Genomic DNA, 24,362 nt, shown 5'->3' on the forward strand with positions numbered 1-24,362 from the left:
GAACGTCAAAAGCCTCCCGATGGGGAGGCTTTTTTGTTGGTGAACCGGGCTCGGTGAGCGGCTGTTTTGTTGCTTTTACAGCCAGCCGCGGCGGCGGATGAAGGCGGCCATGCCGGCGGTGCAGGCGACGGTTACGGCCAAGGTGAGCGGGTAGGCCCAGCCGCTGTCGAGGATGTCCATGTGCTCGAAGTTCATGCCGAACCAGCCGCCGATGAGCAGCGGCGGAATGGAGAGTGCGGTGAGCGAGGTGAGCACACGGATGCCTTCGGAGGCTTCGTGGCTGGAGCGGTTGAGGAAGACGCGGAAGGACAAGATGAGCTGGTCGGACCAGCCGGAGGCCTGCGATTCGAGCCGCTGCATTTCTTCCCCGAGATCGCGCAGGTAGGGCAGAATGACTTTGCGGATGAACTTGGTTTTACCGCGGGAAAGTTCGCTGACGGTCTGTCGCTGCGGGCGCACGATCTGGCGCAGTTGAGCGAGCTCCTTGCGCAGGTCGAGCACGCGCGGGAAGAGGTCTTCGGGCGTGCCTTCGTGGAGGGCGTCCCATTCGATGTCCTCGAGTTCCTGACGCAGCTCGGCGAGGGCCGGTTGGTAGGCGTCGACCATGTAGTCCAGGATGGTGTGGGCAAAACGATCGGGGCCGCGAACGAGGCGTTTGGGCGTGCGCACAAACTTGTCGATGGCGGCCTGCACCGGACGCAGGGGCTGATGGTGGAAGGTGAGCAGGAAGTTCTTCCCGATGATGAGATCGAGTTCGGTGGTGGTGAACTTGTCGGTGCGAGAGTAGTCGACCGCGTGCATGACGAGGTGCAGGTAGTCGTCGTAGATCTCGAGTTTGGGGAAGGGGTTGTCGGAGGCGCAGTCCTCGATGACGAGCGGGTGCAATTGCAGGAGGTCCTGCATGATGCGCTTCACGTGTTTCTCCGCCGGGTTGACCATGTCGATCCACATCATGACCCCCGGCTCTTCGCGTAACGCCGCCAGCGTGCTCGTGGGCGGATTCTCCACGGCGAGGCGGTTGTGACGGTAGATGAGGGAGGTGACCACGGGTGGAAGTAAGAAGTAGGATGTATGAAGTAAGAAGTGGAGTCAGCGGCGCCGACTTGGCGCGGGGGGGGCTGTTTCTTGAGACTTGAAACTTGAATGTTGATACTTGCGCGGCGGAGCCGCGCTTAGATCCAGCGGCGTTTTTTGCACCACCACCACATGGTGCCGGAGACGGCGAGGGTGAGGAGGAGGACGACCGGGTAGCCGGCGGCGGTGTGCAGCTCGGGCATGTGGTTGAAGTTCATGCCAAACCAGGTGCCGATGACCATGGCGGGCAGGGTGATGGCGGTAAGGGCGGTAAGGACTTTGATGCCTTCGTTGGCTTGGAAGCCGGACTTGGACAGGAAGAGGTCGAAGGCGATGAGCAGCTGATCGGAGAAGGTGATGGCACGCTCGTTGATGCGCACGAGGTTGTCCTTCAAGTCGCGGAAGTAGGGCAGCATGACCGGCCGGATGAGGTCGGATTCACCGAGGGCGAGGCGGTTGATGACGTCGCGCTGCGGAGCGATGATGCGACGCAAGTGGGCCAACTCCTCGCGGGTTTCGAGCAGGGTGGGAATGAGGTCCTTTTGCTCGGGTGAAAGCAGCTCGGCCTCGATGTCCTCCAACTCCTCGCGGAACTCGTCGGTGACGGGTTGGTAGAGGTCGATGATGGCATCGAGGACGTAGTGGGCGATGCGATCGGGGGCCTTGGCAAAGGGGGCGGTGGTCTTGCGGCAGCGATCGAGCACGCCGTCGACGGCTTTGAGTTCGGCACGGCGGAACGTGACGACGAAGTTTTTGCCGAGGAAGAGATCGAGCTCGGTGGTGTTGAACTTCTCCGTGCGGGTGAAGTCGACCGCGTGCATGACGATGAAGAGGTAATCGTCGTAGTCTTCGAGCTTGGGCACATCGGTCGGCGTCACGCAGTCCTCGATGGCGAGCGGGTGAAAGGCGAAGAGGGTTTCGAGGACGTCGCGGATCTCCTCGGGCGTGGGGTCGCTGAGGTCGACCCAGAGGAAGAGTCCCTTGTCGGCGCGCACGAGTCGCAGGGCATCGAGCTCGAGGTCGGTGCCGACGACTTTGCCATCGCTGAAGACGAAGGAGGAGATCATCGCGGTGGAAGAAAGCGGAAATGCCGAAACGCGGAAACGCTGAAATTGAGCAGCGGGGGCGTTTACAGCTTCGCCTCGGCGTCGGTGACGGCGGCGATGAATTCGGCGGGGGTCTCGGCTTCGAGCAAGGCGGTGCGCAGGGCGGGCTGCTTGACCAGTTTGCAGAGGCGGCTGACGAGGGAAAGGTAGGCGGTGGGATCCTTCTTGGGGGTGCCGAGCAGGAACATGAGTTTCACGTGTTCGTCGGCTTTCTCGAAATAGATGCCGCGGTCGTGGCGACCGACGGCGAGCAAGGTTTCCTTGAGGTGATCGGTGCGGGCGTGCGGCAGGGCGACGCTGTTACCGAGACAGGTGGAGTCGAGGCGTTCGCGCGCGAGCAGGTCTTTGTAGAAGCCCTTGTAGTTGGTCATCGCCTCATGCGATTCCAACAGGCCGGCAACCTGGGCGAGCGCGGTCGTGCGACGCGCGCTGCGCACGTTCAAATCGATGCGAGCAGGATCGAGGAGATCGGAAATTCGAACTGCCATGGCGAAGGTGATTTGAGGAGGGACGGTGGGCTGAGACCGAACCCGCTTCGCCAGAGTCACCAGATACAGGAACGCCGGCTACCGCAGGTTCGGCTGCGGAGGCAGAGGATCGGTATCTTCTGGTTCGAGGAGGTGATTCACGGCGGTGAAAAGAGAGGAAGGTAAAGGAGGCTGCAGGCGTGGCGGAGAGTCAACTGTGGCGTGGGAGAGCGCGGGGAAAATGTTGCGGGTGGGGAGGCGGTGCTTGCCGAGGCAGGGATGTCTCGGCCACGGGAGGGGGAGGTGGGTGGCGGAGGGGCAGCGGAGCGCGAGTAAACTCGCAGCCTACATGGTGGGGGCGAACACGGAATGTAGGCTGCGAGCTTGCTCGCGCTGCGGTGGGGCGGGGTTGCGTGCCGAGAGGCAAGGTGGCGTGCCGCAAGCGGCAGCCCTACAGGTGGAAGGGTGGATGCCACGGCCACAGGAAGACGCGTCGAGCTGAGAGGCACATGGGAGCGGCCGACACGGCCGCTGCTACACTCGGCGTGCGCGGCTAGCTTTCGAGGAGGCGGGTGACGAGGGCGGTCCAGCCGGTTTGGTGGCTGGCGCCGAGGCCCTGGCCGGTGTCGCCGTGGAAGTATTCGTGGAAGAGCACGAGGTCGCGCCAATGCGGATCATTGGCGTAACGGTCGTCGTTGCCGAGGGAGGGACGGCGGCCGGTCTCGGGATCGGGCAGGAAGAGTTTGCCGAGGCGTTGGGCGAGATCTTCGGCGATCTGCGCGAGGGTGAGGGCGTTGCCGCTGCCGGTGGGGTATTCGATGGTGAAGTTGTCACCGTAGAAGTGGTGATAACGCTCGAGGGCCTCGATGAAGATGTAGTTGAGCGGGAACCACACGGGGCCGCGCCAGTTGGAGTTGCCGCCAAACATGAAGGAGGAGGACTCGCCCGGTTCGTAGGACACGCAGTGCGTTTCGTCCCCGGTGTGCATGATGAAGGGGTCGTCGTAGTGGGCCTTGGACAACGAGCGCAGACCGTAGGGGGAGAGAAATTCGTTCTCATCGAAAACGTAGCGCAGGACGCGGGTGAGGCGTTCGCGCGACGGGATGGCGAGCAGGTGCAGGCCCTCCTTGCCGCCGTCGGGCGTGAAGTAGGAAATCTGCGCAGCGAGGTCTTTGCGGTTCTCCAAAAACCAGCGGGTGCGTTGCGCGAAACCGGGGAGTTGGTCGAGGCGGTTGTGGTCGATGAACTCGACGGCGAAGAGCGGGATGATGCCGACCATGGAGCGCACGCGCAGGGGTTCCGGAGGGCCGTCGGGCGGCAGGTATTGGTCGTAATAAAAACCGTCTTCCTCGTGCCAGAGACCGGTGCCGCCGAGCTCGTTCATGGCATCGGCGATGGACACGAAGTGTTCGAAGAACTTGGACGCGATGTCTTCGTATTCCGGTTTGGTTTCGGCGAGTTCGAGCGCCATGGCGAGCATGGTGCTGCAGTAGAACGCCATCCAGGCGGTGCCGTCGGCCTGGGCGAGGGAGCCGCCGATGGGGAGCGGTTTGGAGCGATCGAAGACGCCGATGTTGTCGAGGCCGAGGAAGCCGCCGCCGAAGAGGTTGTTGCCGTTGGGATCCTTGCGGTTGACCCACCAGGTGAAGTTGAGGAGCAGCTTTTGGAAGGTGCGGGCGAGGAAGAGGGTGTCGCGCTGGCCGCGGGGGCCGGTGAGTTTGTAGACGCGCCAGCAGGCCCAGGCGTGGACGGGTGGATTGACGTCGGAGAAGTTCCACTCGTAGGCCGGGAGTTGGCCATTGGGGTGCATATACCATTCGCGCAGGAAGAGGTTGAGTTGCACCTTGGCGAACTCGGGGTCGATCCGCGCGAAGGGGATCATGTGAAAGGCGAGATCCCACGCCGCATACCACGGGTATTCCCACTTGTCGGGCATGGAGATGACGCGGCGGTTGTAGAGGTGGCGCCATTCGGAGTTGCGGATGGCGTGGCGGCCGGGCGGGGGCGGCGGTTGGTGCGGATCGCCTTTGAGCCAGTCGGCCACGATGTAGTGGTAAAACTGTTTCGACCAGAGGAGGCCGGCGTAAGCGCGTTCGACGACGGTGGCGGCGGCGGGGTCGGTGGGCCGATCGGGCAGGGCGGCGTAGAAGTCGGCCGCCTCTTGTCGCCGTTTTTCGAATACAGCGGTGAAGGTCTCGCCGAACCACTCAGCGCGCGGCGGGGCGCCGGCGGCCGGGCGGAAGCGGGCGCGCAGCACGTGGGAGGCGCCGGGCTCGAGCGTGACGCTGGCGTGGGCGGCGCATTTGGTGCCGTGTTGGTCGGGATTGACCGCGTCCGTCTCGCCGTGGATCACGCGGCGGTGAAAGGCGTCCTTGGTGTAGGGCGTGGTGTTGGGGCTGTTGAAGAGACGCTGGTTGTTGGTCTCGTTGTTGGTGAAATACCAAGGCAGCGCGTCGTCTTCGACGGCGAAGAGCCAGTCCTCGAGCTGCTCGTGTTGGGCGGCGACGAAGCCGGGGTTTTCGGTGGCGCGGATGGAGGGCGCGGCGAGGCAACCCTCGTGGGCGCAGCCCCAGGACCAGGTGTTGCGAAACCACCACGTGGGCAGGAGGTGAAGCGGGGCGGGGTCGGGACCGCGGTTGATGGCTTCGATCTCGATCAGAAGGTCATCGGCGTCGGCTTTGGCGTAGCGGATGAAGATATCGAAGTAGCGGTTGTCGGCGAAGGCGTCGGTGTCGGTGAGTTCGAACTCGGGCTGCTCGCGATTGCGACGGCGGTTTTCGGTGACGAGTTGGTCGTAGGGGAAGACCGACTGCGGATATTTGTAGAGCGCCTGCATCCAGCTGTGGGTGGGCGTGTTCTCGAGGTGGAAGTAGAGTTCTTTGACGTCTTCGCCGTGGTTGCCCTCGGGGCCGGTGAGGCCGAAGAGCCGTTCCTTGAGGATCGGGTCCTGGCCGTTCCAGAGGGCGAGGGCGAAGCACAGGCGGCCCTCATTGTCGCAGAGGCCGAGCAAGCCGTCTTCGCCCCAGCGGTAGGCGCGGGCGGCGGCGTGGTCATGGGGGAAATTGCGCCAGGCGTCGCCGTCGGCCGAGTAGTCTTCGCGCACGGTGCCCCACTGGCGGTCGGCGAGGTAGGGACCCCAGCGTTTCCAGTAGATCTCCCGGCGTTCGTTTTGGTGGAGGCGGTGGCGTTCGGCTTCGTCGGACACAGGCGTTGAGAATATGGAGCAATGACACCGGAAGCAAATTCCAGTTCGAGGTGGGCAGACAGATTGCCCGGCAAGCAGATACAAAATCGCCGCGGTGGGGTGACCGCGGCGATTTGATGTAGAGTTGGATTAGGTTCAGGACTCGTCGTCCGCGTCAGCTGCGGCGTCCGGTTCCGCGTCGTCGGTGGACGGCGTGTCGCCGGTCGACGGGGTGGTCTCGGCGGCGGCATCGGCGGCGTCTGCAGCGGTCTCGCCGATGGCGGCGGCAGCGGCGTCGAGTTCCTCTTCGGATTCCACGACCTTGGCGATGGAGAGCAGGGAGTCGCCTTCACCGAGGGTGAGGAGCTTCACGCCCTTGGCGCCGCGGTTGGTTTCGCGAATGGTGTCGACCGGGCAGCGGATGCTTTGGCCCTTGGAGGTGAGGAGCATGATCTCGTCGGTGTCCTTGACGCCGAGGGCGCCAACCAACGAAACGGAGCCGTCCCGGGGCAGGTCCTGAGCGGTGACGCCCGAGCCGCCGCGGTTGATGAGGCGGTAATCTTCGAAGCGGGTCCGCACGCCGAGGCCGCTTTGGCTGGCGACGAGGAACTTCTTCTCGAGATCGACCACTTCGATGGCCTGGAGGTAGTCGCCCTTCTTTTTGAAGCGCATGCCGGTGACGCCGCTGGTGGCGCGGCCGGTGGCGCGGAAGAGCACCTCGCCGGTCTCGGTTTGTTCGCGGAAGCGGACGGCGAGACCGAGGTTGGAAACGAGGATGATCTCGTTGGCACCGTTGGTGAGCACGCAGCCGATGACGGTGTCGTTTTCGGCCAGGTTGATGCCGATGATACCGGAGTCGCGGGTCGAGTTGGTGTAGGCGGCGAGGGCGGTCTTTTTGATCTGCCCCTCCTTGGTGGCCATGACGAGGAAGTGCTCCTCGTCGAAGTCGGAGGTGGTGAGCATGGCGGCGATCTTTTCGCCGTCGTCGAGGGAGAGGAAGGACTTCACCGACTTGCCCTTGGAGGTGCGGGTGCCCTCCGGGATCTGGTAGACCTTGCGGGCGAGGCACTGGCCGTGGCTGGTGATAAAGAGGATGTAGTCGTGGGTCTGCGCCGTGAAGAGGTGTTCCACGAAGTCATCGGTGTAGGTATCCGCTCCGATGATACCCTTGCCGCCGCGCTTCTGGGAGCGGTATTCGGCGACGCGGGTGCGCTTGATGAAGCCGGAGTGCGAGATGGTGATGACCATGCCCTCGTTGGGGATGACGTCCTCCATGCGGAAGTCGCCCATGTCGGGGACGATGTCGGACTTGCGGGCGGAGCTGTATTTGCCGCCGGCTTCCACGAGCTCTTCCTTGATGACGTCGAGCAGGCGGCGCTCGGATTCGAGGATGCCGCGGAGCTCTTCGATGAGGCGGAGCAGTTGGGCGTATTCCTCTTCGATCTTGTCGCGCTCGAGGCCGGTGAGTTGGTAGAGACGGAGCTCGAGAATGGCGTCGGTCTGGCGCTCGGTGAGCGGGTATTTCGCCATCAATTTCTCCTTGGCCTCCTGGCGGTTGGAGGAGGCGCGGATGATGCGGACGAAGTCGTCGAGGTTATCGAGGGCGATCTTGTAGCCCTCGAGGATGTGGGCGCGATCCTCGGCCTTGCGCAGGCGGTATTGGGTGCGGCGGGTGATGACGTCGCGGCGGTGCTCGATGTAGCAATCGAGCAGCTCGCGGATGTTCATCTGCTTCGGGCGCTTGTCGTCGAGAGCGAGGAGTGTGACGCCGAAGGAAGACTCGAGGGCGGTCTTCTTGTAGAGTTGGTTGAGGATGGGCTCGGCTTGTTCGCCGCGCTTGAGCTCGATGACGATGCGGGTGTTTTCGTCGGATTCGTCGCGGAGGTCGCGGATGCCTTCGATGGTCTTGTCGGAGACGAGTTCGGCGATCTTGGAGACGAGGTTGGCGCGGTTTACGTTGTAGGGGATCTCGGTGATGATGATCTGCTCACCACCGGTTTTCATCTCCTCGGTGTGGGCCTTGCCGCGCATGCGGACGATGCCCTTGCCGGTGCGCAGGTAGGAATCGATGCCGGCGGTGCCGACGATGACGCCGCCGGTGGGGAAGTCGGGGCCCTTGATGAACTGGCAGACCTCCTCGAGGGTGATGTCGGGGCGGTCGATGATCGCGCAGGTGGCGGCGATGAGTTCGTCGAGATTGTGGGGCGGGATGTTGGTCGCCATACCGACCGCGATACCCGTCGAGCCGTTCATGAGCAGGTGCGGCAGGGCGGAGGGCAGGACGGTGGGCTCGGTGGTCGACTCCTTGTAATTGGGGGCGAAGTCGACGGTCTCTTCCTCGATGTTGGCGAGGAGGGTTTCGGCGAGGGCGGTGAGGCGCGACTCGGTGTAACGGTAGGCGGCGGGCGGGTCGCCATCGACGGAACCGAAGTTACCCTGCGGGTCGATGAGCGGGTAGCGCATGACCCAGTTTTGCGCCATACGCACGAGGGTGTCGTAGACGGAGGAGTCGCCGTGCGGGTGATAGTTTTTGAGGACTTCACCGACGACACCGGCGCACTTGTCGAAGGCGCGGTTGTGGAGCAGGCCTTCGCGCAGCATGGCGTAGAGGATGCGGCGCTGGACGGGCTTGAGGCCGTCGCGGGCATCGGGGAGCGCGCGGGAGACAATGACCGACATCGAGTAGTCGATGTAGGCCGTCTGCATGATGTCGGTGATGTTGGCCGTGGTGAGTTTTTCGTTGGCGGTGAACACGGGTTACGAATGGGGAATGGAGAGTGGTGAAGAGTGAAATCAGACGGGGAAGGTCAGAGATCGGCTTCGGTGAGCTGGGCGGTTTTTAAAAGATGGTGGAGGAGTCCGGTTTTGAGAGGCTGGTTGCCGTGGACGGGGACGACGAGGCGCTCGCGGTGGCCGGGTTTGCCGAGGATGTGGTGGCTGCCTTGGATGCGTTTGAGTTGCCAACCATGGTGTTCAGCGGTGCGCACGAAGTCTTTGCCGGAGATTTGCTTCATGCTGGTTCAGTTTAAGACAGATCTTGGTCATCCAAGGGAAATACCTTGTTAATATTTGTTAATCCCGTCGGCTCCTCAAAGAGCCACTTCGACCACTTGGTCTTCGGAGCCGTAGGCGGCTTGTTCCTCTTCGACGGCCAGCCAGCCTTCGATGGCTTCGCGGAGATTGGCGTTCAGTTCGTCGAGGGTTTCGCCTTGGGTGACGCAGCCGGGCAGGGCGGGAACTTCCGCCCAATACCCGCCTTCGTCGGCCTTGTGGATGATGGCTTTGAGCTTCATGGCGCTTAGACGTCGAGGTAGGAGACGTTGAGGGCGTTGTCTTCGATGAATTGGCGGCGCGGGGGGACTTCGTCGCCCATGAGCAGGGTGAACAGGGCGTCGGCTTTGGCGGCGTCGGCGATGTTGACCTTGAGCAGGCGGCGTTTGTCGGGGTCCATCGTGGTTTCGAAGAGCTGCTTCGGATTCATTTCACCGAGACCCTTGTAACGTTGGATGGAGAGGCCCTTGCGACCGAGGGTGCGGATGTGGCTGAGCACATCGAGGGGGGCGTGCAGCTCGGTGACGGACTCGTTCTTTTGGCCGGCGTTTTCGGTGACGACGTAGCGCGCTTCCTCGGTGGGATGGAAGCGGTTGATCTCGAGCCCGGAGGCGCGGATGGCCTGCAGGAGCTTGGTCATCTCGGTGGACTCGAAGATCTCGTGCAGGGTGATGCGGCGGGTGAGGGCGCCATCCTTGGAGGAGAGGCCGGTGGCGGTGACCGAGGGGGAGGCCGTCGCGGGGGCGTCGCTGCCGTCTTCACCTTCACCGGCGGTTTCCTCGGCATCGAGGTCGGCGTCGAGGCCCATGTTGTGGTTAAACTCGGCGCGGGCCATCTCGTCGCGGAGGAACTCGTGGCTCTCCTTGTTGCCCTCGCGGATGCGGGCGATGTAGCGCGGCAGGGCGAGGGTTTCTTTGTCGTGCTGATCGAGATACTCGCTGAGCGACGCGCCGTAGCGGGTGACGCCGGTGCCGAGTTTTTCGAGGGCGGCGAGGTTTTCGACGATGCGGTCGATCTGTTCGGCGGCGAAGAGGTGGTTGTCCTTGAGGCGGGTGAGGGTGACGTCTTCGGAACCGAGCTCGAGGAGGATGCGGTTCAGTTGCTCGTCGTTGTCGACGTATTGCTCGCGGCGCTTGCGCTTGATTTTGTAGAGCGGCGGCTGGGCGATGTAGACGTAACCGCGCTCGATGAGGCCCTTCATCTGACGGTAGAGGAAGGTGAGGAGCAGGGTGCGAATGTGGGAGCCGTCGACGTCCGCGTCGGTCATGACGATGATGCGGTGGTAGCGGGCTTTGTCGGGGTTGAAGCCGCCGGCGTCATCGGCGTGGCCGATGCCGGTGCCGATGGCGGTGATGAGGGTGCGGATTTCCTCGTTGGAGAGCACCTTGTCGAGGCGGGCCTTCTCGGAGTTGATGAGTTTACCGCGCAGGGGGAGGATGGCTTGGTAGCGGCGATCGCGGCCCTGTTTGGCGGAGCCACCGGCGGAGTCACCCTCCACGATGTAGAGCTCGGCGACGGAAGGGTCGCGTTCGGAGCAGTCGGCCAGTTTGCCGGGCAGGCCGCCGGAGGAGAGGGCACCCTTGCGGATGGTCTCGCGGGCCTTGCGGGCGGCTTCGCGCGCGCGGGCGGCGTTGAGGGCCTTGTCGACGAGGCGTTTGGCGACATTGGGGTTGGTCTCGAAATACTGCATGAGCCCCTCGTAGGAGGCGGAGCCGACGGTGGACTCGACCTCGGGGGAGAGCAGCTTGACCTTGGTTTGCGACTCGAACTTCGGGTCGGAGTGCTTGATCGAGATGACGGCGGCGAGGCCTTCGCGGACGTCGTCGCCGGTGATCTGCGGGTCCTTGTCCTTGAGCAGCTTGTTGGCGCGGGAGAATTGGTTGATGGCGCGGGTCAGGGCGCTGCGGAAACCGGAGAGGTGGGTGCCGCCGTCGGGATTATGGACGGTGTTGGTGTAGCAGAGCACCTGGTCGTTGAAGGAGTCGTTGTATTGGAGAACGACTTCGAGGTGGATCTCGTTGGGCTTCTCGTCGATGAGGAGCTCAACCTGCTTGAAAATGCGGACGGGGTCCGGGTGGAGGACCTGCTTGCCCTCGTTGAGCTGGCGGACGAACTCCTTGACGCCGTCCTTGTAGAGGAAGGTGACGGGCTTGGGGGTGGCCGGGCGCTCGTCGACGAAGGAGATTTCGAGGCCGCTGTTCAGGAAGGCGAGTTCGCGCAGGCGTTGGGCGATGCGGTCGCCGACGAAGGTGGTGGTCTCCTTGAAGATCTCGGGGTCGGGCTTGAAGGTGATGTAGGTGCCGGTCCCGCGGGCTTTGCCGATGACGTTGAGGGGTTTGACCGTCTTGCCGCGCTCGAACTTCATGTGGTGGACCTGCCCGTTGCGGGAGACCTCGACCTCGAACCACTCGGAGACGGCGTTCACGCACTTGGCGCCGACGCCGTGGGTGCCGCCGGAGAATTTGTAACCGCCCTGGCCGTATTTACCGCCGGAGTGCAGGGTGGTGAGCACCATCTCGACGCCGGGGATGCCGTATTGCGGGTGGATGTCGACCGGGATGCCGCGGCCGTCGTCGCGGATGGAAATGGAGCCGTCGACATGGATGGCCACATCGATGCGTTTGCAGTGGCCGGCGAGGTGTTCGTCGACGGAGTTGTCGAGCACTTCGGAGACGCAGTGGTGGAGCGCTCGCTCGTCGGTGCCACCGATATACATGCCGGGCTTTTTGCGGACGGCCTCGAGGCCCTCGAGCTTGCCCAATTTGGAGGCGTCGTAGGTGCCGGAGATGGCGGGGTTTTCGGGAGGCGGAACCGGGTCAGTAGGGTCGGACATGCAGAATATAAATTGGGATGGATTCTAAAGGCCAAAGAGCATCGGAAATCGATGTCCCTCACAACTGAAAATTTGTGACGGGAAGTGCAGGTGAGTGGCATGTTTTCAAGTATTTTAGGTTGCCGACTCAAGATATCCTTTTAGGGTCCGGCGCTTAGTGAAGCTCTCGGTCAAAGTTGATTATGCCTGCCGGGTCCTGGCGCAGATGGCGCGGTCGTTTGGGACGGACGAATTGTCGCACATCGAGGATCTGGCGAGGATCGAGGCGGTGCCGGCCAATTACCTGGTGCAGATCCTGAGTGAGCTGCGCAACGGCGGCCTGATCATCAGCAAGCGGGGCAAGCAGGGCGGTTATGCCCTGGCGCGGGCGCCGGAGTCGGTGACCCTCTATGATATCGTGCGGTTGATCGAGGGGGAGGTGCTCGATCTGAATGCCTCGGGAGAGGGCTTCAGCGGGGCGCAGGTGGATGCGGTGTGGCAGGAGGTGCGGGAGACCTTGGAAGCGAAGTGTCGGACGTGCACCTTGGAGCAAATGGTGAATCGTAGCGCCGATGAAATGTATTACATCTAGTGCGGCGTTGCGGCGCCAAATCCCCAGTTTGGAAATCCTAAATCCTCAACCTGATGCGAATGCGCGCTTCCCGTCGCTCGGCTGATCGGTAGGGTTTCCCCGAGTTATCCCTTTCATGCGACACCCGGCCATCGAACCCATCCTCGTCCTTCAAGATCGCGAACAGGCCCGTAGGGGGCTCGTTCACCAAATCGAAGCCATCCCGGGCGACGTGGGGCGGGTGCAGGCGAAGATCGATGCGGAAAAGGCGGCGATCGAAACGGCAAAGACGGAGTGGCGCGAACTCGAGACCAAGAAGAAGTTATTGGAGACCGAGATCGGCACGGCGGAGGACAAGCTGGCCAAATACAAGACCCAGCAGTCGTTGGTGAAGAAGAACGACGAGTATCAGGCGCTGGGCCAGGAAATCGAATCGATGGAAGGGAAGATCGGCGAACTCGAGGGGCAGGAGCTCGAGATCATGTATGCGATCGATGCGGCCAAGGAGCGTTTCAACGCGGCCGAAACGTCGTTGAAGGAGAACATTTCCGGGCACGAAGAGAAGATCGCCGTGCTGCGCGAGCGGGAGACCAACTTGAAGGCCGAGCTGGCCGAAGTGGAGGCGGCGGTGGCGGCGGCGCGGGAACCGATTTCGGAGCGTTACCAACGGGAGTTTGATCGCATCGCGGAGCGGCAGTTTCCGGTGTGTGTGGCGATCGAGGGGGGCAATTGCTCGGGCTGCCACCTGAAGGTTTCCGGCGAGATCGACTCCGTGGCGCGCAAGGGCGAGGAGCTCGCCAAGTGCGATCAGTGCGGGCGCATCGTGTGGTTCCAGTCGGCCTGAGGTAGGCCGACGCGGGCGGGGTCGTGGATCAGAGGCTCAGCCGGGCGATGTAGGGGCTGCGGCTGGCGGCGGTGTTGAGTTCGCTGTAGTTGTCGATGGCGACGGAACCACCGGAGCCGAAGTTTTTGAGCGACTCGTCGAAATGATAGGAGCCGCTGCCGGAAAGGGTGGCGGAGTTGACGACGGCGGCGCCGGCAAAGTCGGTGTGGCCGGGCAGAATCAAGTCGGCGTCGGGGGCGTATATGGCGGCGTTGAGGGCGCCGCTGCCGGCGAGGCGGATGGTTTGTCCTAGGCTGCCGTTGCGGTTGCTCCAGATTTGCAGATTGGCGGGCGCGGAGGGGTTGGTGATGCCGGCACCGGATACGGTGATGTTGCCCGGGGTGTAGATGGTGAGCGACGCGTCGGGGGCGAGTCGGATGCGGCCGCTGCCGGCGACGTTGAGGGTGGTGATGCCGGAGGGGGGCAGGTAGAGGGTGACGTCGCCCTCGATGGTGAGGGTGGCAGCGCCGGCGACCGACATGGAATCGAGTTGGAGGTAGGTGGTGGCGCCGGGGCTGCCGATGGTTTCGGCGGCGAGGTAGTAGGGTGGGCCGGCAACGCTGCGGGGCAGGACGTAGGGGGAGCGCGGGGTGGCGCCGGAAGGCACGGTGACGGTTTCGAAGTTGGCAGTGAAGTTGGTGGTGAGCGCGCCCGGGGCGAGGTTGTAGGGGCCGGCGATCGGCATGCCGCGGGGGCCGACCTGACCACCCCAGCTCATGGCCAGGCCTGCCATGAGAGAGCTGCCGACGGCGGTGGTGCCATAGAGGTCGGCGCTGCCGATGGAGATGGAGGGCAGGGCGGTGGAGGCGCTGGCGAGGCTGCCGTTGTCACGGGCGACGCCGGGACTCCAGCCGACGGGGGGCGTGGCCGGATCGTTGTCGGGGTCGGATTGCCAGCTATCGACCCAAGCGCCGCCGGACATGACGATGGTATCGCGGGCGAGCAGGCCGAAGGCGAAGAGGCCGCGGGAGGCGGTGGTGACGCGGAGCCATTTCTCGAGGGTGGCGCCGTTGGCGAGGGTGATGCGGGCACGGGCGCACACGGCGGGAGCGCTCGCAGCGTAGTTTTCCACCAACACTTTGACGGTGCCGGTGACGCCGGCTCCGTAGTCGAAACCGCTGAGGGTGCGGGTGGCGTTGGAGCCGTTGATGGTCCAGCCAGTCCAAGCGTTGGGGTTGCCGTCTTCCTGCGCGTTGATGGACCACATGCCGTGCTCGAGGCCGGTTTCGGCGAGGTCGACCGTGGCGGTGAGATAGAGGGCGCGGTGCGCGGTGTGGACGGCGGTTTGGCTGACGGTGAGGTAGCTGGCGAGGGATATCCCGATAACGGCGACAAACACGAGCGCGGTGATAAGGGCGCCCCCGCGGTTGGGGGCGGTGGTGGGCGCGTTTCGCATCGCGCTAGACGACCTTCTTGTTGCGCAGCACGAAGCGCGCGGAAGCGACACGTTGGGAGGTGTTGCTGTTGTCGACGGTGTTGGCGTGGAAACCGAGTTCGAGTTGAATCATTTTCACCGGTCCGCCGGCGGCGGCGGGATTGGCGGACAGGTTGATCTCGGAGGCGTTGATATCGAAGGCGCGGAACGAAAAGGTGTTGAGGTCGCGGGCGACGACGTCGGCGGACCCGGCGGCGGTGCGGGTGAGGGAGTCGGTGCCGGAGTCGAAGGCGTAGGTCACGGTTCCGCTGTCGGTGGCGAGGTTGAGCGTGTTGGCGTCGGACCAGTTGGCTCCGGTGGCGGCGCGACAGTCCTCGCCAAACTGCAGGAGGGTGGAGCGGGCGGCGGTCTCAATGTCGGCGTAGTTGGAGAGGCGAAAGCCGCTGCGGGTGAGATGGAAGTAGGTTGTTACGGCTCCCAGCAACAGGAGGCTGGAGAGGGTGAGTCCCACCAGGACCTCAGCCAGGGAGAAGGCACGTCGAAGCTCAGCTCTGGGCGGCATTGTAGTAGTAATCGAAGAGGCCGTTGCGGCTGTAGTGCAGTTGGAAGGCGCGGCGGTGGGGTTGTCCGTCGATGGAGGTCCACGTGGCGATCAGGACGATGGCTTTCATCTGCGTGGGGCTGCCGAAGCCGGGCACATCCTGCACGGTGCGGGTGATGGTGAGGCGGTCGGCCTCAATGGAATTACTGGTGTAGGTGGCGGGGATGTTGATCTCGGCGGAGGCCGGCAGAGCGTTGAGTTGGCTCCAGTTGAGCAAACGGATGCGCTCCATCTCGCTTTGCATGGCCTGCCCGGCGGCGGTGGCGGTGCGGGCGGTATCGAGGTTACGAAAGCCGGCTTGGAGCACGATGATGGCGGAGGCTAGGGCGAGAGTCAGCACGCTGGCGGCCACCATGACCTCCACGAGCGTGAAGGCGGTGTTTCCCTGCGGGCGCGTCTTGGGTCGCCCACCGAGGGTGCTTGCCGCCGAGTTAGTTAGAGCCATTCGGACCTATAATTGTCAGGTCTGGATGGATCTCAACGTTCGTGAACCGGATTAGGGGGGCGTATTTTTGCCTAGGAAAAATTCCGTGGTTAGTTTGTAGGGTATTTGGCACTACAGTCGGTGGCGGAGGGCCGAAGAGGGCGGGCGTGCGGCGGGCTTGCCAAACGGGGGCGAAGGCGTGAGTTTGCGCGGCTTGGTTCCGGGGCCAGATCGTCGCTCCGGGGTTCTTTGTATCCCAAGGCGCGGGTAATGCCGCGTCCGATAAGAGTCATTCCCCGGAGAGGAAAGTCCGGACACCACAGGGCAGGATGCCGTGCGAGCTTCACCGCAAGCATGGGAGGCGTGCGTCAAGGCACGTCGACGGCCAGTGTCACAGAGAATATACCGCCCGGCGGCTTGCCGTCGGGTAAGGGTGAAAAGGTGGGGTAAGAGCCCACCGCGTCGCGCAGCAATGCCGGCGGCATGATAAACCCCTTCCGGTGCAAGGCAAAATAGGCGGCTGACCGGCCCGGTTGTAAGCCGCGGGTATGTCGCACCCACCTACGCCTCGGCGCTTTGGCGCCGGAGCTGCGGCGGGCGGGTTCCTCTGGCAACGGAGGGGCTCGAGATAAATGACGATCACGGGATCGCTTCGGCGGTGCCGCACAGAATCCGGCTTATCGGCCCCGGAACCAAGTTTTTGCCGATGAGGAGGTGGCGCGCGTGAGGCGCAGCCACGGCTCAGTTGGACATGTAGGGGAGGTAGGGGGCTCGATCGGCGGCGGAGCTTATTTCCTGATAGTTGGAGATGCGCATGGAGCCGCCTTCGCTGTAGTTGAGCAGCGATTCGTCGAAGTGGTAGGCTCCGGAGCCGGAGAGGTTGGCGCTGTTGACGATGGCGGAGCCGCCGAAGTCGGTGTCGCCGGGGAGCGAAAGGTCGGCGTAGGGGGCGTAGATCACGCCGTAGAGGGCACCGCTACCTTCGAGGGTGATGGATTGGCCCGTCGTGGTGCGGGGACTCCAGATCTGAAAATCTTTGGGGTAGCCGTTGTTGATCACGCCGGCACCCGAGATGTTGATGTTGCCCGGGGTGTAGATCGTGAGACTGGCGCCGTGAGCGAGTTTGATACTGGCGGCGCCGGTGACGGTGAGGGTGGTGATATGATCGGGGGGGAAAATGAGGATGACATCGCCGGCGATGGTGAGTTCGCCGTCGTTGTTGATCGTCATCTGATCCATTTGCAAAATGGTGGTCGCGGAGGGGGAGCCGATGGTTTCGCGATTGAGATACCAGGGAGCAACGGTGAGGCCGCGCGGGAGTGTGTAGGGGGAGCGGACGGTGGCTCCGCCCGGCACCTCGACATCTTCGAAACTGGCGGTGAAATTGGTGCTGAGAGCCCCCGGGGCGAGGTTGTAGGACCCCGCGATGGGCATGGAAGACGGGCCGACCTGGCCGCCCCAGTCCATGGCGAGACCGGCGGAGGTCGAGGCCCCGACGGAGACGGTGCCGTAGATATCGGCGCTCCCGATGCTGATCGACGGGGTGGCACTGGAGACACTGGCGAGGCGGGTGTTTTCCAGGGCAACGCCGGCGGACCAAGCTTGGGCGGGCGTGGAGTCGTTGTTATCGGGATTGGAGATCCAGCTGTCCATCCAAGCGCCGCCGGACATGACGATGCTCTGGCGGGCGAGCAGGCCGTAGGCAAAGACGCTGCGGGCGGTGGTGGTGATGCGGAGCCATTTTTCGGAGCTCAGGCCGGCACCGGAGGTGACGAGGCCGCGGGCAATCACGGTGGGGGTGGCGCTGGTGTAGTTTTCGACCAGGACGTAGGCGGTGCCGGTTACACCGTTGGCAAAATCGAAGCGATCGAATTTGCGGCGAGCCAGATTGCCGTCGACGGTCCAGCCGGCCCAGGCGGCGGCGTTGCCGTCGTTGGTCTGGTTGATGGCCCAGAGGCCGTGCTCAAGTCCGGTTTCCGCCAAGTCGTGGGCGGCGGTGCGATAGACGGAGCGGTGGGAGAGGTCGGCGGTGGTGCGGGTGAGCGTCATGTAGCTCACGAGCGAGACGCCGATGAGCGCGACGAAGATGAGGGCGGTGATGAGGACCCCACCGCGCTCGGGAGAGCACGGGCCAGCCGATGGGGAGGACGGCGCTGGCGCGGGCGACATGCTAGCTAACCTTCTTGTTGCGCAGCACGAAGCGGGCGGAGATCAGGCGCTGGGTGGAGCGCACGGTCGTCACTTCCTGACGGGAGAGGTCGAGATCCACTTGGATCATCTTGGCCGGGCCGCCGGCGGTGCTGGGGGCGGAGGCAACGTCGAGGGCGTTGGTATTGATATCGAAGGCCTTGAAGGAGAAGGCGGAGATTTCGTCGGCGATGACTTGGGAATTGCCGTTGGCGGTGCGGATGAAGGAGCCGCCACTGGCATCAAACTCATAGACGATCGCGTCGCCATCGACGGTGAGGACGAGGGTGGTGGCGTCGGACCAACTGGCGTCGGTGGCGGTGCGGCAGTCTTCGCCAAATACCTGATAGGTGGCACGGGCTTGAGTCTCCATTTCGTTATACTGACCGAGACCCACGCCGGAACGGCTGAGGAAGAGGAAGGTGCTGATGATACCGGCCAACACGAAGACGGATGCGGCCGAACTGACCATGAGTTCAACCAAGGTAAAACCGGCGACGGAGGCGGAGGAAGAGAGGGGGCGCTTAGGTTTGAGCATGGTTGTAGTAGTAGTCGAAGAGGCCGTTGCGGGCGTAGCGCATGCGGAACAGTCGGGTGGCGGGGTGGCCGTTGATCGTCGTCCACGTGGCGGTCACGATGATCTCTTTCATCTCGCCGCCGAAGCTGGGCACGTCGCTGACGGAGCGGATGACGGTGATGCGGTCGGTTTCGATGGTGCTGGTGGTGAAAAATGAGGCAGGGTCGATTTCCTCCGAGGCGGGCAGGGCTTCGACGCTCTCCCAGTTGAGGAGGCGGATGCGTTCCATTTCACTTTGAATCATCTGGGACGCGGTGGTGCCCAGACGCGCGGTGTCGAGATTACGGAACCCGTTTTGTATAACGATGATGGCGGATGACAGGGCCATGCTGAGCACGGAGGCGGCCATCAACACCTCAAGCAGAGTAAAGCCGCCCCGACGTGTGGCTTTGGGGTCGCCAGGGGCCTGACTTCGGGGGCGAAAAAGCATGTAATTAGGGAATATAACCCAGATGCTCTATCGCAAATGGTTATAATACGTAAGGGGGCTTACGTAGTTTGCTTAAGTCCGTTCTGGTATAGCCTGAACGGGGGGGCAGCGAACGAGGGACGGAATAAAAAAGCCGCGACCCGTCGGGGGCGCGGCACTTTGTGTAAGCGGCGTGTGGGATGGACTTCGCGTAGCCTAGAAACTCAAGATACCGCTGTATAAGCTACGGGCGGAGGACGTCGTGAGCTCCGTCCAATTGGCGATGCCAAAGGGGTTGCCGCTGGTCATATCGGACAGGGCTTCGTCGTAGTGAAACTCGCTGCCACCGTTGATGGTGATGGTGTTGGATACCACCGCGCCATAGACGCTGCCGCTGACGCCGCCGCCGTTCATGCTGACGTCGGCGTTGGGGGCGTAGACGACGGCGCTGAGTTGGCCGTTGCCGGAGATGTCGACGGACTGGGAGCCGGGCGCGCCGGCGGCGCGGGTGCTCCAAAACTGGAAGGCGGCGGGGTCGTTGGCGTTGGCGATGCCGCGACCGGCGATGGAAATGTTGCTGGCGGCATACAGTTCCAGGGTGGCGCTGCCGAGGACCTGGATGGAGGCGTTGCCGCCCACGCTCACACCGGTGCCGGAAGCGCTGGTGATGCGGATGACGACGTCGCGACCGGGAGCGATGGAAAGGATGCGGGAAGACGGGCCGCTGAGGGAGATAGACGTGACGTCGTAGTAGAACTTGCCGTCGGCGGCCGGAAGATCGAGGGCGCGGGGCAGGGTGAAGGCGCTGTTGATGGAACCGATGCTGTAGCCGGCGGTGGTGGGAGCGGCGGCGTCTTCAAAGTTGGTGGTGAAATCGGTGGTGACACGGCTGTAGTCGATGGTGCCGGCGGCGGCGGCGAAGTTGCCGGAAACGACGCCGTTGGGGCCGACGTCGAGGCCGGAGTAATCGGCGGTGCCGATGGAGACGTAGCCAAAGATGTCGGAGTTGCTGAGGGTGAAGCTGTTGACGGCCACGGAGCCACTGCCGGCGGAGCCGCGGGGAAAGCGGTTGTTGGCGCCGGCGCCGAGGGAGGCATTGTAGACGCCGAGACGGGAGTCGTAGGAATCGACGCTGGCGTTGCCGCCGCTGAAGGTGAGGGTGTCTTTGGCGACGAGGCCGTTGGCGAAGAGGGAGCGTTTGGTGAGGCTCACGCGAATCCACTTTTCGATCGGGTCGCCCTGCGCGGGGGTGATGGTGGCGCGGGCGACGATGACGGGCGCGATGCCGAGGGTGTGGTTGCGCACGTAGACCCGCACGTTGCCGGTGGAGTTGGCGTCGAAGTCGAAGCCGGTGAAGTTGCGCCAGGCGTTGTTGGCGTCGGCGCTCCAGCCGTTCCAGGCGTTGGGGGCACCGTCCACGGCTTTGTTGATGGACCACATGGCCTGCTCGAGTCCGGTTTCGGCGAGGTTGATGGCGGCGTTGGCGTAGAAGGCGCGGTTGGAGATGCGCAGGTTTGTCTGGCCGATGTTCAGATAGCTGGCCAGAGATACGCCGATGGCCGCGAGTAGCAGCATGGCGACGACCAGGAGGGAGCCGCGGCGACGAGATGGGACGCGAAAGGGGGTCATGTGGTGACGCGTTTGTTGCGCAGGATGTAGCGGGCGGAGAGCACGGTGTTGGTGGCGGTGGTGACCGTCACGGAGGAGCGGGAGGCCTTGAGATAGACCTGCAGCTGTTTGGTCACGTCGCTGGCCGCGTCGCGCTTGGCGGCGGTGGAGAGGTCGTTGAGGGCGACGGAGGTTCCCGTGATCATGTAGCCGGTGAAGGAAAATTCGCTGACGCCACTCACGAGCACGGTGGAGCCGCTGCCGGTGGTGCGGGTGAAGGTTTGGTCGCCGGAGTTGTAGGCATACGTGATGGACGACCCGCCGACGGAAAGTCGCACGCTGGAGGCACTGTTCCAATACAGGTCGGAGGCTTGGCGGGTGTCCTGGGCGAAGAGCTCCAGCCCACCGCGAGCCTCGGTCTCCATCTCGGAGTAGTTGCTGATATTGGCCCCGCTGCGGCCGAGGAAGAGGAAGGTCGAAACGACGCCGGCCAGCACAAAGCTGGCGAGGCTGGCCCCGACCATCACTTCCACCAAGGTCAGGCCGCTGCGATGGTGCCGCGGGTGGCGGGGCTTAGGAACGCGCGAGGGTGTAGTAGTAGTCATAGAGACCGTCCTTGGCGTAAAAGGTCTTAAATTGGCGGGTCAGGGGGCGGCCGTCTACGGTCGTCCAGGATACGACGAGCAGGATTTCCTTCATCTCGCCGACTTTGCCGGCGACGTCACTGACGGTGCGGGTGAGGGTGAATTGGGCGGCCAGATGGGCGTCGGTCGTGAAGACGGCGTTGAGGTCGACCTCGTTGGTGCCGGACAGGGCGGCGATGTCTCCCCAGTCCATGAGGCGCAGTCGCTCCATTTCGCTTTGGAGGATTTGGGACGAGAGGGTGATGTTGCGCGCAACATCGAGGGTCTTGAAGCCGCTCATCACGGTGTAGGTCGAGGTCGAGATACCAAAGGCCATCACGAAGGTCGCGATGGTCACCTCCAGAATAGTGAAGCCCCGGCGGCGGCGAGGGGGGCGCGCGGGGCGTTTCGGTGGGAGCGGGGACGAGTGCATCTCCCCTATACTATCGGATAGTGAGGGAGTTGCGTTAGAGAGACTCGGGCTAAATTATGTCCCTAGTGGCTTAGGTCTGTTCGGAGAATGGATACCTCCAAATGGGCTGGATTGTCCGCACCAAGCCCTTGGCTTCAAGCCACGCTTATCACCTGATCGGGAATCTCGCCCGCGTTTTGGGGGCCGGGGAGGGAGGCCGCTCGTTAGCGAGCGAGCCGGACCGGAATCAGGAGTGTTGCGACTGCGATTGGACGTAGAGGGCCGCGGCTTGGGAGCGGCGGCGCACCTGCAGTTTGTCGAAGACGCTGCACAGGTAGTTTTTCACCGTGTTGTCCGAGAGTCCCATCTCGTCGCCGATCTGCTTGTTGGTCTTACCTTCGGCGACCAACGCGAGCACGCGCCGTTCCTGGGGGGAAAGAATACTGAGGTCGCCGGCTTCGCCCTTGCCGCCGCGCATCATGCGCATGACGCCGGCCGTGATGTCGGGGGAGAGGATCGACTTGCCTTCCATGATGTCGCTGATCGCCTTCACCAATCCCAAGGGGTCGATCTCCTTCATGAGGTAACCCTGGGCACCGCTGGTGATCGCTTCGTAGACGAAGCCGTCGCTGGTGAACGAGGTGAGGACGAGGATGCGGGTGTCGGGAAGGTTTTTGAGGATCTCCCGGCAAGCGGTGAAGCCGGAGCCGTCGGGCAGGCGAATGTCCAGCAGGACCACGTCGGGACGGTGTTCAATGGCTGAGGAGATCGCTTCGGCCACCGTAGCGGCTTCGCCACAGACTTGGATGCCGCTTTCGGCGCCGTGGTCATGCAGCACGGAGCGGATACCTTCGCGAACCAGGGTGCTATCATCGACAATGAGAACGCGGATGGTGTCTTGGGCAGTCATTATTGTTATGTTTTGGCAGGTTTAAGGGGAATCTCCACGACGATGCGAGCCCCTTTTGGGAGGACGGTTTCGACCTTTAGCTCACCGCCGAGGGCAAGCACCCGATCGCGAATGTTGGTCATGCCACGACCGTGACCAGCGGGTTCGGTGGCGGGCAGGCCCCGGCCATCATCGGCGATGCAGACGATGACTTTATCGAGTCCCGGGTGGAGTTGGATCTCGACGAGCGAGGCATGGGCGTGGCGGACGATGTTGCTCAGCGCTTCGCGAATGACGTGCAGGAGTTGGGCGCGTTGAAAGGGAGTGAGTTTTTCAGCACACGTCTCATCGATATCGGTTTCGGTCGCGAGATCGGCCGTGCCGCAGGTGAAGTCGACCAGATGCTGCACGGATTCGTGGAAGGTGCGCACCTGGGTGGCTTCGGGCTCCAAGCCGGTGATAAAGAGCCGCAGTTCGCGGATGGTTTCGTTGAGGCGTTCCTGCACGACCTCGAGGCGACGTTCGACTCCAGCAGGATCATCAGGGAGTTGGCGCCGGGCGGTGGCGATGGCCATGCCGGACGCGTAGAGCGTCTGAATCACGCTATCGTGCAAGTCGCGGCCCAAGCGCACCCGCTCTTCGATGGTCTGGCGCAGGGTGGTTTCGCTGAGTTGGAGGGCTTCGGCGACTTCGTGGCGTCGAGAGACCTCCTCGGCGAGGCGCCGTTTTTGTGCAAAGGAACCGTCGACCAGACGCGCGAGGCGACCGAATTCTCCCGGTTGATGGATCAAGGGGCCGAGGGGGCTGGGGTCGTCTGCACCCAATCCGGCTTCGAGGCGGCTCAGCGGCTTGAGCACCCAGCGGCGCAAGGCCAGGCTGAGCAGCACGAAGGTTAACCCACCAAATCCGATGAAGATTCCGAGTTCGCTTTGGTCGGCGGCATCCCGGATCGCGAGTGCCGTGGAGTTACGGTCGATCACGAGGTCGGCCAATTTACGCCCGCGATAGTCTTCCATCGGGCGCACGATGCGGATGGGTTGCTCTGTGGTAGAGAGAGGCAGGTCCTGCAGGGTGGGGACGAGGGCAACATCTGCGTGCAGAAGCTCAGCGAGTTGATCGACGCGGGCCGGGTGCCAAATGCGACCGGCCACAAACCAGCCGTGGGCGGGATCGCTGCGATCGGTGGTTTCGGAGGGTTGGATGGGGGCCGCGCGCAATTCGACGATACCGGATGGCGTCTCGGCGAAAAAGGAGGCATGGCGGTCACGGGCCAGTAGGCGGGTGGTGTCGGCAGGAGCGACTGGAAACGCCAAAGTTGAAAACGCCTCGCGGCTCTCGCGGTGGATCGGGCTGCCGTCCAGTGCGAGCACCCACATGACGTCGACGTCGAAGAAATCGACCATTTGCGCCAGATTGATCTGAGCCCACTCCGGGTCGGGATTTCCCACGAACTCCACCATGTCGTCCCACCAACTGTAGTCGTCGACAAACTGGCGTAGCGGAGCAGAGGCCAACTCGAGGAAACGGGTCACATCCTCGGTCTGCTCCGCTTGCAGATTGGCGCGCAAAGCGGCTTGTTCACCCTGTTCGGCCCAATGCAAAAGTCCCAATGCCAGGGCAAAACCAACCATGAGCACGGCGAGCAGGGATAAGAGGCGAAGGCGGAGGGTCATGGTCGGGAGGGGCAAGGGGCGGGGAAAATGGTTGGCGAATTCGCCCTTGACTCGATCACACGGCTTTGAGTGTTTTGCCCTCTTACAATTTTAACTATCGCCATGGCCAACACCAAATCAGCCCTCAAAGCTGCTCGCCAGACCGAGCGCAACACCGCCCGCAACAAGACGGTGAAGACCCGCTTGAAGACGCTTCGCAAGAAGTTCATGACCGCCGTTGCCGCGGGCGACAAAGACGTCGTGGCCTCGGCCGGTGCGCAATACGCGTCGGCCATGGATCGTGCGACCAAGTCGGGCGTCGTCCATCGCAACGCCGCGGCCCGTGCCAAGTCGCACGTGTCGAAGGCGCTCGCCAGCTAAGCAGCAGCCCGGTTCCGGCGCCCGCCGCCGGCACTTTTTCAACCCTGTGGCTCACCGCCACGGGGTTTTTGTTTTG

The 24,362-nt window shown here is 63.3% G+C and carries 22 protein-coding genes and 1 other RNA gene; 4 read left to right on the top strand and 19 right to left on the bottom strand.

The window, feature by feature from the left end:
• Window positions 1–75: 75 nt before the first annotated feature.
• From K1X11_RS18310 to gyrB, 8 genes are all read right to left on the bottom strand, one after another.
• Window positions 76–1,047 (bottom strand): magnesium transporter CorA family protein, encoded by a 972-nt coding sequence (locus K1X11_RS18310; protein WP_221030606.1) that lies wholly within the window; start codon window positions 1,045–1,047, stop codon window positions 76–78.
• A 125-nt stretch (window positions 1,048–1,172) separates the two neighbouring features.
• Window positions 1,173–2,141 carry a magnesium/cobalt transporter CorA gene (gene corA / locus K1X11_RS18315; RefSeq protein WP_221030607.1) on the bottom strand — a complete coding sequence of 323 codons (969 nt, stop codon included), beginning with the start codon at window positions 2,139–2,141 and terminating at the stop codon, window positions 1,173–1,175.
• A 62-nt stretch (window positions 2,142–2,203) separates the two neighbouring features.
• Window positions 2,204–2,668 carry a PTS sugar transporter subunit IIA gene (locus K1X11_RS18320; RefSeq protein WP_221030608.1) on the bottom strand — a complete coding sequence of 155 codons (465 nt, stop codon included), beginning with the start codon at window positions 2,666–2,668 and terminating at the stop codon, window positions 2,204–2,206.
• Between the two features lie 532 nt (window positions 2,669–3,200).
• A complete protein-coding gene (locus tag K1X11_RS18325; RefSeq protein ID WP_221030609.1) occupies window positions 3,201–5,852 on the bottom strand; it encodes an MGH1-like glycoside hydrolase domain-containing protein in 2,652 nt (883 codons plus the stop codon).
• A gap of 135 nt (window positions 5,853–5,987) precedes the next feature.
• On the bottom strand, window positions 5,988–8,585 hold the full coding sequence (gene gyrA / locus K1X11_RS18330; protein WP_221030610.1) for a DNA gyrase subunit A: 2,598 nt from the start codon (window positions 8,583–8,585) through the stop codon (window positions 5,988–5,990).
• 53 nt (window positions 8,586–8,638) lie between these two features.
• On the bottom strand, window positions 8,639–8,845 hold the full coding sequence (locus tag K1X11_RS18335) for a type II toxin-antitoxin system HicA family toxin (protein WP_221030611.1): 207 nt from the start codon (window positions 8,843–8,845) through the stop codon (window positions 8,639–8,641).
• A gap of 75 nt (window positions 8,846–8,920) precedes the next feature.
• Window positions 8,921–9,124, bottom strand: a complete 204-nt coding sequence (locus K1X11_RS18340) for a type II toxin-antitoxin system HicB family antitoxin (protein WP_221030612.1) — start codon at window positions 9,122–9,124, stop codon at window positions 8,921–8,923.
• Between the two features lie 5 nt (window positions 9,125–9,129).
• A complete protein-coding gene (gyrB, locus tag K1X11_RS18345) occupies window positions 9,130–11,715 on the bottom strand; it encodes a DNA topoisomerase (ATP-hydrolyzing) subunit B (RefSeq protein WP_221030613.1) in 2,586 nt (861 codons plus the stop codon).
• A 157-nt stretch (window positions 11,716–11,872) separates the two neighbouring features.
• On the opposite strand from gyrB, the gene K1X11_RS18350 reads away from it, so the two are divergent.
• Both K1X11_RS18350 and K1X11_RS18355 read left to right on the top strand, forming a co-directional pair.
• Window positions 11,873–12,286: an RrF2 family transcriptional regulator gene (locus K1X11_RS18350; RefSeq protein ID WP_221030614.1), complete on the top strand. Its 414-nt coding sequence runs from the start codon at window positions 11,873–11,875 to the stop codon at window positions 12,284–12,286.
• 115 nt (window positions 12,287–12,401) lie between these two features.
• Window positions 12,402–13,109, top strand: coding sequence for a zinc ribbon domain-containing protein (locus K1X11_RS18355; protein ID WP_221030615.1), 708 nt, complete (start codon window positions 12,402–12,404; stop codon window positions 13,107–13,109).
• Window positions 13,110–13,137: 28 nt separating this feature from the next.
• Here the strand turns inward: K1X11_RS18355 and K1X11_RS18360 are convergent, their stop codons facing one another.
• The 3 genes from K1X11_RS18360 to K1X11_RS18370 are packed head-to-tail and all read right to left on the bottom strand — an operon-like array spanning window position 13,138 to window position 15,569.
• Window positions 13,138–14,544, bottom strand: coding sequence for a DUF7305 domain-containing protein (locus tag K1X11_RS18360; protein ID WP_221030616.1), 1,407 nt, complete (start codon window positions 14,542–14,544; stop codon window positions 13,138–13,140).
• A gap of 4 nt (window positions 14,545–14,548) precedes the next feature.
• Entirely contained in the window at window positions 14,549–15,085 is a 537-nt protein-coding gene (locus K1X11_RS18365; protein ID WP_221030617.1) for a hypothetical protein, read from the bottom strand.
• Window positions 15,069–15,569 (bottom strand): type IV pilus modification PilV family protein, encoded by a 501-nt coding sequence (locus K1X11_RS18370; protein WP_221030618.1) that lies wholly within the window; start codon window positions 15,567–15,569, stop codon window positions 15,069–15,071. The genes K1X11_RS18365 and K1X11_RS18370 overlap by 17 nt, the downstream gene beginning before the upstream one ends.
• A gap of 253 nt (window positions 15,570–15,822) precedes the next feature.
• Here K1X11_RS18370 and rnpB point away from each other — a divergent pair.
• Window positions 15,823–16,241, top strand: an RNA gene (gene rnpB, locus K1X11_RS18375) — RNase P RNA component class A.
• Window positions 16,242–16,289: 48 nt separating this feature from the next.
• Here the strand turns inward: rnpB and K1X11_RS18380 are convergent.
• From K1X11_RS18380 to K1X11_RS18415, 8 genes are all read right to left on the bottom strand, one after another.
• The gene (locus K1X11_RS18380; protein ID WP_221030619.1) at window positions 16,290–17,717 is read right to left on the bottom strand and encodes a DUF7305 domain-containing protein; all 1,428 of its coding nucleotides are present in this window, start codon (window positions 17,715–17,717) and stop codon (window positions 16,290–16,292) included.
• Between the two features lies 1 nt (window position 17,718).
• Window positions 17,719–18,273 (bottom strand): PilW family protein, encoded by a 555-nt coding sequence (locus K1X11_RS18385; RefSeq protein WP_221030620.1) that lies wholly within the window; start codon window positions 18,271–18,273, stop codon window positions 17,719–17,721.
• Window positions 18,260–18,742 carry a type IV pilus modification PilV family protein gene (locus K1X11_RS18390; RefSeq protein WP_225919387.1) on the bottom strand — a complete coding sequence of 161 codons (483 nt, stop codon included), beginning with the start codon at window positions 18,740–18,742 and terminating at the stop codon, window positions 18,260–18,262. Before K1X11_RS18390 ends, K1X11_RS18385 begins: the two co-directional genes overlap by 14 nt.
• Window positions 18,743–18,937: 195 nt before the next feature.
• Entirely contained in the window at window positions 18,938–20,350 is a 1,413-nt protein-coding gene (locus K1X11_RS18395; protein ID WP_324726022.1) for a DUF7305 domain-containing protein, read from the bottom strand.
• Window positions 20,347–20,934 (bottom strand): PilW family protein, encoded by a 588-nt coding sequence (locus K1X11_RS18400; protein WP_221030623.1) that lies wholly within the window; start codon window positions 20,932–20,934, stop codon window positions 20,347–20,349. Before K1X11_RS18400 ends, K1X11_RS18395 begins: the two co-directional genes overlap by 4 nt.
• Window positions 20,903–21,310, bottom strand: a complete 408-nt coding sequence (locus K1X11_RS18405; RefSeq protein WP_221030624.1) for a hypothetical protein — start codon at window positions 21,308–21,310, stop codon at window positions 20,903–20,905. Before K1X11_RS18405 ends, K1X11_RS18400 begins: the two co-directional genes overlap by 32 nt.
• Before the next feature lie 301 nt (window positions 21,311–21,611).
• Window positions 21,612–22,274 carry a response regulator gene (locus K1X11_RS18410; protein ID WP_221030625.1) on the bottom strand — a complete coding sequence of 221 codons (663 nt, stop codon included), beginning with the start codon at window positions 22,272–22,274 and terminating at the stop codon, window positions 21,612–21,614.
• A gap of 5 nt (window positions 22,275–22,279) precedes the next feature.
• Window positions 22,280–23,926: a CHASE4 domain-containing protein gene (locus K1X11_RS18415; RefSeq protein WP_221030626.1), complete on the bottom strand. Its 1,647-nt coding sequence runs from the start codon at window positions 23,924–23,926 to the stop codon at window positions 22,280–22,282.
• A 102-nt stretch (window positions 23,927–24,028) separates the two neighbouring features.
• On the opposite strand from K1X11_RS18415, the gene rpsT reads away from it, so the two are divergent.
• Window positions 24,029–24,286 (top strand): 30S ribosomal protein S20, encoded by a 258-nt coding sequence (gene rpsT / locus K1X11_RS18420; RefSeq protein ID WP_221030627.1) that lies wholly within the window; start codon window positions 24,029–24,031, stop codon window positions 24,284–24,286.
• Window positions 24,287–24,362 lie beyond the last annotated feature (76 nt).

Source organism: Actomonas aquatica (genome assembly GCF_019679435.2).
GTDB lineage: Bacteria > Verrucomicrobiota > Verrucomicrobiia > Opitutales > Opitutaceae > Actomonas > Actomonas aquatica.